Annotated in this window: 10 protein-coding genes; 7 read left to right on the top strand and 3 right to left on the bottom strand. The window is 38.7% G+C overall.

The genetic code is table 11. The features are described 5' to 3' along the window. Positions 1–34 precede the first annotated feature (34 nt). Positions 35–208, top strand: a complete 174-nt coding sequence (locus tag PSF42_RS20315) for a hypothetical protein (RefSeq protein WP_272680556.1) — start codon at positions 35–37, stop codon at positions 206–208. 73 nt (positions 209–281) lie between these two features. Further along, positions 282–677, top strand: a complete 396-nt coding sequence (locus tag PSF42_RS20310; RefSeq protein WP_272680557.1) for a lysis protein — start codon at positions 282–284, stop codon at positions 675–677. Here PSF42_RS20310 and PSF42_RS20305 read toward each other — a convergent pair. Both PSF42_RS20305 and PSF42_RS20300 read right to left on the bottom strand, forming a co-directional pair. After that, positions 674–1,576 carry an LPO_1073/Vpar_1526 family protein gene (locus PSF42_RS20305; RefSeq protein WP_272680555.1) on the bottom strand — a complete coding sequence of 301 codons (903 nt, stop codon included), beginning with the start codon at positions 1,574–1,576 and terminating at the stop codon, positions 674–676. The two genes, PSF42_RS20310 and PSF42_RS20305, sit on opposite strands and share 4 nt — an antisense overlap. Then, positions 1,573–1,827, bottom strand: coding sequence for a hypothetical protein (locus tag PSF42_RS20300; RefSeq protein WP_272680554.1), 255 nt, complete (start codon positions 1,825–1,827; stop codon positions 1,573–1,575). The genes PSF42_RS20305 and PSF42_RS20300 overlap by 4 nt, the downstream gene beginning before the upstream one ends. 92 nt (positions 1,828–1,919) lie before the next feature. Between PSF42_RS20300 and PSF42_RS20295 the strand changes: the two genes are divergently transcribed. From PSF42_RS20295 to PSF42_RS20275, 5 genes are all read left to right on the top strand, one after another. Beyond that, positions 1,920–2,927: a terminase small subunit gene (locus tag PSF42_RS20295; RefSeq protein WP_272680553.1), complete on the top strand. Its 1,008-nt coding sequence runs from the start codon at positions 1,920–1,922 to the stop codon at positions 2,925–2,927. Positions 2,928–3,017: 90 nt separating this feature from the next. After that, a complete protein-coding gene (locus PSF42_RS20290) occupies positions 3,018–3,833 on the top strand; it encodes a DUF2971 domain-containing protein (RefSeq protein WP_272680552.1) in 816 nt (271 codons plus the stop codon). Between the two features lie 156 nt (positions 3,834–3,989). Further along, positions 3,990–5,387 (top strand): phage terminase large subunit, encoded by a 1,398-nt coding sequence (gene terL, locus PSF42_RS20285; protein WP_272680551.1) that lies wholly within the window; start codon positions 3,990–3,992, stop codon positions 5,385–5,387. Positions 5,388–5,391: 4 nt separating this feature from the next. Next, positions 5,392–5,661 (top strand): hypothetical protein, encoded by a 270-nt coding sequence (locus tag PSF42_RS20280; RefSeq protein ID WP_442959231.1) that lies wholly within the window; start codon positions 5,392–5,394, stop codon positions 5,659–5,661. 151 nt (positions 5,662–5,812) lie between these two features. After that, a complete protein-coding gene (locus PSF42_RS20275; protein WP_272680550.1) occupies positions 5,813–5,944 on the top strand; it encodes a hypothetical protein in 132 nt (43 codons plus the stop codon). Between the two features lie 21 nt (positions 5,945–5,965). On the opposite strand, the gene PSF42_RS20270 is transcribed toward PSF42_RS20275, so the two are convergent. Further along, the coding region (locus tag PSF42_RS20270; RefSeq protein WP_272680549.1) for a glycerophosphodiester phosphodiesterase family protein at positions 5,966–6,791 on the bottom strand (826 nt) is incomplete at its 5' end.

Genomic DNA, 6,791 nt, shown 5'->3' with positions numbered 1-6,791 from the left:
GGCTAGTTAATCGCAGAGAGGCGGAGGCGGCCATATGCCATGGAAACCTGTAGTGGCTGTCATTTTCTTTATGCTACTTGCGATATCAATAATTGCTTTCGGTGCTTATCGTATGACAGATAACACATGCGGCATTGATAAAGTCAGTTTAGAAAAGCGCTGCCAGAAAGCCATTGATCACTACAAAGGTCGGCAAGTTAACTTTTAATCTTCTCTATGGTAACCGACATGAATAAAATCAGAGTATTGCTATTTATCGCTGCATGGGTAGCCATATGGGAATGTGGAAACAACACGAAAGGATAGGCGAGCTAAATACCAAGAATACCGAACTACTCGTTGAGCTGACAGAGCAAGTCAAAATTAATGAAGATTACCAAGAACGCGTCCAATCTCTTCATCAACTCGATACTAAACATACTCAGGAACTCGCTAATGCAAAAATTGAAATTGATAAGTTGCGTATTGCTGCTGAGCGCAATCCTGAGCGGGTGTACATCAAAGCCAACTGTAAAAAAGCCGAAAGCGCTACCCCCTCCGGCATGGATGATGCAGTCACCGCTCGACCTACTGACTCCGCTATCCGAAATTATTGGTTACTCAGAGAGCGAATTGCAGAGTCAGAGCAAATGATTAAGGGGTTGCAGAGCTATATTGAAGCAGAATGTTTATATTAGTTTAACCCTCCTTGAGCATTTATAAAGTTTTGAGCAATGATATCTCCTAATTCATTAGGGATTACTTCATCTAATTCAGATAAAGAATGAAAACCAAAGGCATCAATGATTTTTTTAAAATAAGGGAAATGGGTTGAAAATTGCTCGTCGGATTCAATGGTTAATCCAGAATATTTGGAAATTATATGTTGGCTACTATCAGAATATCTTTTCCCATTGTATAAGCATCCTTTAATCTCCAAGTGGTTTATATTTACTGGATAAATGCTTGATAAGTCATGGGTAATCCTGTTTAGCAATGGGCTGTCTAAATCAAAGCGGCGTTTGTAAATAAAGTAGCATGTCTCTAATGCTATAGTCGAGTGTATAATATTATTGCTGTAATCATTAACTATCGAATAAATAGATTTACCTTCTATATAGTCAATAATTTGTCTAAAGTAAAAAATGATAGCTAGCAATTTAATTTCGGAAGTTGTTAAGCGTTTAGTTATTTCTAAAGCATGATCTAGTAATAAATCAGTTTCTTCATTTTCATTATGTATTTTAGATACTATAATTTCCTGTAATAGCTCAGATTTAGTTTTATCGCCTTTCTTTGCGACTATAGTTGTTGCTTCACCAATAGCAAATTGTAGGTCAGGATCTTGTAATTTTTTTTCAATCCGATCATCTAGTTCAGAGTTCAAACGTTCAGTGATATTTACAGCAAACTCCTGTGCTCTTTGTATAGCAACGTTCATTGCATCTTCACGTAATGCAGAAAACCTTTCCATAACAACGAGTCTACATATTTCCATTACTTCGGTAGTTGAGTTTCCTATGGTGGCATTGCCTGCGACTTGAATTGCAGATGAATTGTCACCTACATGTTGCCCTGATTTGCCGATAATACTCATTCTTTATCCTTTTTATCAGTACCTATAGTCAGATTTCCACCAACCTGTATTCCTGAAGAATTTTTACCTATAGATTGATTTATAGTGTTTTTATCTGAAGTTTTTGATGAATTGATATTTGCTACAGCAGTAAGACAAGTTACGATGCTACCAATCAACCCTGCTATGAATGGCCATGTAGGATTAGACCAAACTATGTATCCAAAAATAATTACCCCAATAAAAGCAATACAAGCAATAAAAATCCGCATTAAAGCCTCTGAGTGCATAAGTGTAGTAAGTCACTATATTAAATATATTAGAATTTTCAATGGTAAGCTTTTAACTATATGAGATAAACACGATGGCTAAACCGGATTGGGGGACGCTACAGCAACAGTTCCTCACCGAACATGCTAAATCAGGAATATCCCCGAAAGGGTGGTGTGAGAACCAGAGACTTAATTACGCAACTGCACGTCGATATATCAAGATATCAAATGCGCAATCTGCGCAAAACAAATTGCGCACTGCGCACGAAAAAGAATGCGCAAAAGAGCCTATATGTAATAGCGTGATACCAACTGCGCAGAGTAGAGAACAAGATAGTGCGCACGATGATGAAAATACTTTTGATGTGCGCAACTACGGGCTTAATGACTCACAAGTCAAATTTGTTAACGAGTATCTTATCGACTTAAATCGTGCTGCTGCATATAAGCGAGCCGGTTATAAAGGCGAAGGCAATACAGCTTATGTAAATGCTACCCGAATGCTAAGAAATGCTAAGGTTTCAAGAGCAATCGCGGATGCGCTAGCAGAACGAGAACGCAGAACCGAGATAACCCAAGATGCCGTATTAAAAATGTGGTGGGATATCGCAACTGCAGACGTTAACGAGCTAACTGAATATCGCCGATTATGTTGTCGCCATTGCTGGGGATTTGGATTTAATTATCAGTGGCGCGATGCGATAGAGTTTGAAGACGCTGTTACTGAGGCTAGGGCTAAAAAGAAAAAGATACCAAATGACAATGGCGGTTACGGATATGACAATTCACTTGATCCTAATCCCGATTGCCCTCGATGTAATGGCACTGGAATTGGTCGTGCGCATTTTCATGATACGCGCGATTTAGCCGGCGCAGCTCGCCGTTTGTTTGCTGGTGTGAAAGAGGGTAAGTTTGGTGTCGAGGTTATTACTCGTAATCAAGATGATGCCCTTAAGATGGTTGCGCAGCATTTGGGGATGGTTAAGAACAAGACTGAGATAACGGGTGCTGATGGTGGGCCTATTCAATCAACGGGGATTGACCTTAGTCACTTGAGTTTTGAACAGCTTATCTTGTTAAGAAAAAGCTGCAAAAATTAGAACTACAATGAGTACTTTAGTTTAACATTAAAAATTGATATATAATATTATCTGTACGGTTTATTTTGAATGATATTTAGTAGGGTTAAAATGAAAAATTATAATTTATGGCGTTATATGGATTTTACTAAACTTGAGAGATTGCTGAAAGATAAATCTATTTATTTTTGTTCTGCGAGAAAGTTTGATGATAAATTTGAAGCAGAATATGCTTGGGGTCCTACCGGGCATCAAAAATATTTAGAAAATATAAAAAAGCTCAATGAAAAATGCGGTGGAGGGATGGACATACAATCATTTATGTCCATTCATCTTAAAGATATTAAAGATTTAGCAACGCGTTCTTATGTTAGTTGTTGGAATAAAAATATTAATGAATCTGAGGCTATGTGGAAATTGTATTGTTCAGAGTATGGAAGCCATGGAGTAGTAATAAAAACAGATGTAAAAAAACTAAAGGCTTGTTTAATGAATACAGATAAAAACATTCTTTTTAAGAATGTACAGTATGTTGCTAATTTTTTCGTAAAAAAATATAACCCAGAAATAGAGGAAATGCTTTGCCATAAAAGAAAAGCGTTTGAATTTGAAAATGAATATCGTGCTTTTTTTGTTGATAGAAATGAACTTTTTAACTTAAACCCCAAGGAAGGGCATAGTATGCGGATAAACCCTGAAGAACTAATATCTGAAATTAGAGTATCACCTTATGCTGATGAACATATGAAAAATGAAGTTGTTAAATTGGTGAGAAGATACAACATGAATATTAATGTTAAAAGTTCGGAGATACAAACCTTTCCTATATTATCAATTAGTGAGGATATTATTGCTCATCAAACTCAACCGGATGGAAGTACAATAACATCAAGTCAATTGTTTTTGAATAAAGGGATTATTAATTAGCGTGTATTATTTGGAGGGTTATAGTGTTACATTGAGGTTTGAGACTTTTATTAAATAAGTCTCTTTTTTGTATTGTTAATATTTAATACAACTTTCTTTCCCATTTCACTGTCATTTTGAGGTGAAAGGGCTATTTATTCCATTTTAGGTGTGACTATGAACATCGATTTCAATTTACTTGATGTAGAAATCGAAAGGGAAATAGCACGCCGTAGTTTGCATGAATTCATTCAGTATATAAACCCTGAATACATCACGAGCCATTTCTCTCAAACGGTATGTGATGCGCTCGACCAGTTCTTGATTGATATGATGGAAGGTAAGCGACCTAAGTTAATATTAGGCGCACCGCCACAGCATGGTAAGTCTGATATTGTTTCCCGCTATCTTCCAGCCTACTTCTTTGGTAAATACCCCAACATGCGCGTTGGGGCGCTGTCGTATTCGTCTGATTTAGCCGGTGATATGAACACCGATGTTCAGCGAATTATGATGTCGGTTGAATATCATGCGTTATTTCCTAACAGCTGGTTGGGCAATAAGCCTGAAAATGGCATTGCTGTTAAGCGTAATTCTGACGAGTTCGGCATTGCCAATCACAAAGGCAGCTATGTGTGTGCGGGTGTGGGTGGCCCACTAACAGGTAAGAAAGTTGACCTCGGTATTATTGATGACCCAATAAAGAACTCGAAAGAAGCGCTTAGCCCGACGGTCAAAAAATCGATTTGGAACTGGTACGTTTCGACCTTTAAGACCCGCTTATCAAAAAACAGCGGTGAAATCATCATGGCTACGCGGTGGGCGACCGACGATTTATCTGGCCAACTAAAAGAAAAAGCCCCTGAAACCAAGGTACTCGCATTCCCTGCCATTAATGAGCAAGGGGAAGCGTTGGTACCTGAACTTCACCTTATCGATAAGCTGTTGGAAACCAAAGCAATACTGGGTGATTATTTCTGGTCAGCCATGTATCAACAATCGCCGAAGCCGGGTGATGGTCAAATCTTCCACGAAGAGTTTGTACGCTATTACTTACCTAAAGACCTACCTGATAAATTCGATAAGGTTATTCATAGTTGGGATATGACCTTTAAAGACAGCGACGGTACCGACTATGTAGTGGGGCAGGTTTGGGGCAAGAAAGATGCTAATGCGTATCTGCTTTATCAAATTCGAAAACGCATGAGCTTTACTCAAACTAAGGATGCAGTGAAGCTCTTAGCAGAAAAATTCCCTGAAGGGCGTCGTAAGCTGGTGGAAGACAAAGCCAATGGCCCTGCAGTTATCGACTCCCTTAAATCAACGGTATCAGGGCTAATCCCCGTTGAACCTGATGGTAGCAAAATCGCTCGCGCTCATGCCTGCACCGCTGAATGGGAGGCAGGCAACGTGTGGTTACCGCATAAAGACATTGCACCGTGGATAGTGGAAACCGTGGAGGAAATTACCACGTTCCCGTTCGCTGGCCATGACGACACAGTGGATGCGATGACGCAGGCGCTACGTGATTTATACCAGAAGAAAAAAGGCGGTTTCTTTACAACCAAGAGGTAATTCTATGTGGCCGTTTAAAAGGCGAAAAATTGCAGAGCAGATTGCACTGCCTAAGCGGTCAGCGTTTACCACAGATTTGTACCCTGCATTAGCAAAAGAGAATGGGTTTAACGGGTTAGTTTTACCACAGCCAATGAGTAACGGTATGGGGATGGACAGTATTGATACTTCCGTTCCCTCATTTAAAGGCGAGCAAGTTTATGGTGTACCCGAATCGCAAGCGGTTAACTCGGCAACAGGGAGATCAACTATACTTATCAAAAGGTTCAGATAAAAGCTATAAAATGGTTGTCCTATATAGCGGAAATCGTTTAGGGGACAATCAGACAATAAAATTAGGCGGGGATTATAGAGGGTGTATGTTCTACTTTACAGATGTAGATGGTTCCCCTACAACTCCAGCATTATTTCCCGAGGATAACTTTATGGTAGGTATAAATTCTGGTGGTGCAGGCTACGCACAACTGCGATTAGAAAGTAATGGAACAGTCATGAGATGTGTATTCAGTAAAACAAACGGAGCGCCAACTAAAGTAACAGCAAGAGTTAGGGCCTAGCCAAAAGTATAATGAGACTATTTAGCTTGGGATTTTGTCGTAATATGCACCATCTAAATAGTCTCTATTTTTATTAATCTGCTCTTCAACTTGCTCGTGTGTACCGAAAAAAAACATATATACTTGTACATCAAGTGACCTGATAATTTTAAGTCGTAGCTTGTCTTTCATTGTTGTCGGGGCACCAGTGACAATATATTTAATATTATTATTCTTTAAATAGTTAGCCTTGGGTATGAACAGCATTTTTGCTGAGGGTGTTTGGAGTATTTTAGAAAATGTATCATAGTTAGCCATCCCTCCATCAAATAATTTACCACCTGCAATCAGTGACTCTTTAGAGAATAGCTCCATCTTTAAGCGATCTTTATCTACAAATAGGGAGGTGATGAGCGCAGGGTTGTTTATTTTATCTGTAATGAGGGTGGCATCTTCATGCTCAGAAAACCAGTTGTTTATATCGTTGAAATCCAAAGCAGTATATTTTCCTAGAATTCTGAGCTTTTTAAATTCCTCTATGGTTGGAGGGAGATCGCCTTGATAACTGGTAAATTCCGCCCACTCATCCCATTTATGGACTGCGACGAGATGACCATCTTTAGTTTCACTGATATCAAGTTCAAAAACGCGAGCACCTTTTTCATATGAATTATTCAGTGCTTCTAGAGAATTAGTATAAATATTACCGTCAATTTCGCCACCTGCATGAGCTATTACAATTACGTTATTTTTATTTAGGTCTGCGATTTTCATTTCGATGTAAATATAGCCGCATATAACAAAAACAAAAACAAGTAAACATGCCCAAGCAAAAAAAGGTAACAATCTCATCAGAATATACCTAACC

The organism is Providencia sp. PROV032, from assembly GCF_028484875.1.
Lineage (GTDB): Bacteria > Pseudomonadota > Gammaproteobacteria > Enterobacterales > Enterobacteriaceae > Providencia > Providencia rettgeri_E.
This window is presented reverse-complemented; position numbering and strand designations above follow the sequence as displayed.

Excerpts from the sequence above, each read along its gene's own strand:
- PSF42_RS20310 (WP_272680557.1), top strand. The coding sequence starts at position 282 with ATGTGGAAACAACACGAAAGGATAGGCGAGCTAAATACCAAGAATACC.
- PSF42_RS20295 (WP_272680553.1), top strand. The coding sequence starts at position 1,920 with ATGGCTAAACCGGATTGGGGGACGCTACAGCAACAGTTCCTCACCGAA.
- PSF42_RS20315 (WP_272680556.1), top strand. The coding sequence starts at position 35 with ATGCCATGGAAACCTGTAGTGGCTGTCATTTTCTTTATGCTACTTGCG.
- terL (WP_272680551.1), top strand. The coding sequence starts at position 3,990 with ATGAACATCGATTTCAATTTACTTGATGTAGAAATCGAAAGGGAAATA.
- PSF42_RS20300 (WP_272680554.1), bottom strand. The coding sequence starts at position 1,827 with ATGCGGATTTTTATTGCTTGTATTGCTTTTATTGGGGTAATTATTTTT.
- PSF42_RS20280 (WP_442959231.1), top strand. The coding sequence starts at position 5,392 with ATGTGGCCGTTTAAAAGGCGAAAAATTGCAGAGCAGATTGCACTGCCT.
- PSF42_RS20290 (WP_272680552.1), top strand. The coding sequence starts at position 3,018 with ATGAAAAATTATAATTTATGGCGTTATATGGATTTTACTAAACTTGAG.
- PSF42_RS20275 (WP_272680550.1), top strand. The coding sequence starts at position 5,813 with ATGGTAGGTATAAATTCTGGTGGTGCAGGCTACGCACAACTGCGATTA.
- PSF42_RS20305 (WP_272680555.1), bottom strand. The coding sequence starts at position 1,576 with ATGAGTATTATCGGCAAATCAGGGCAACATGTAGGTGACAATTCATCT.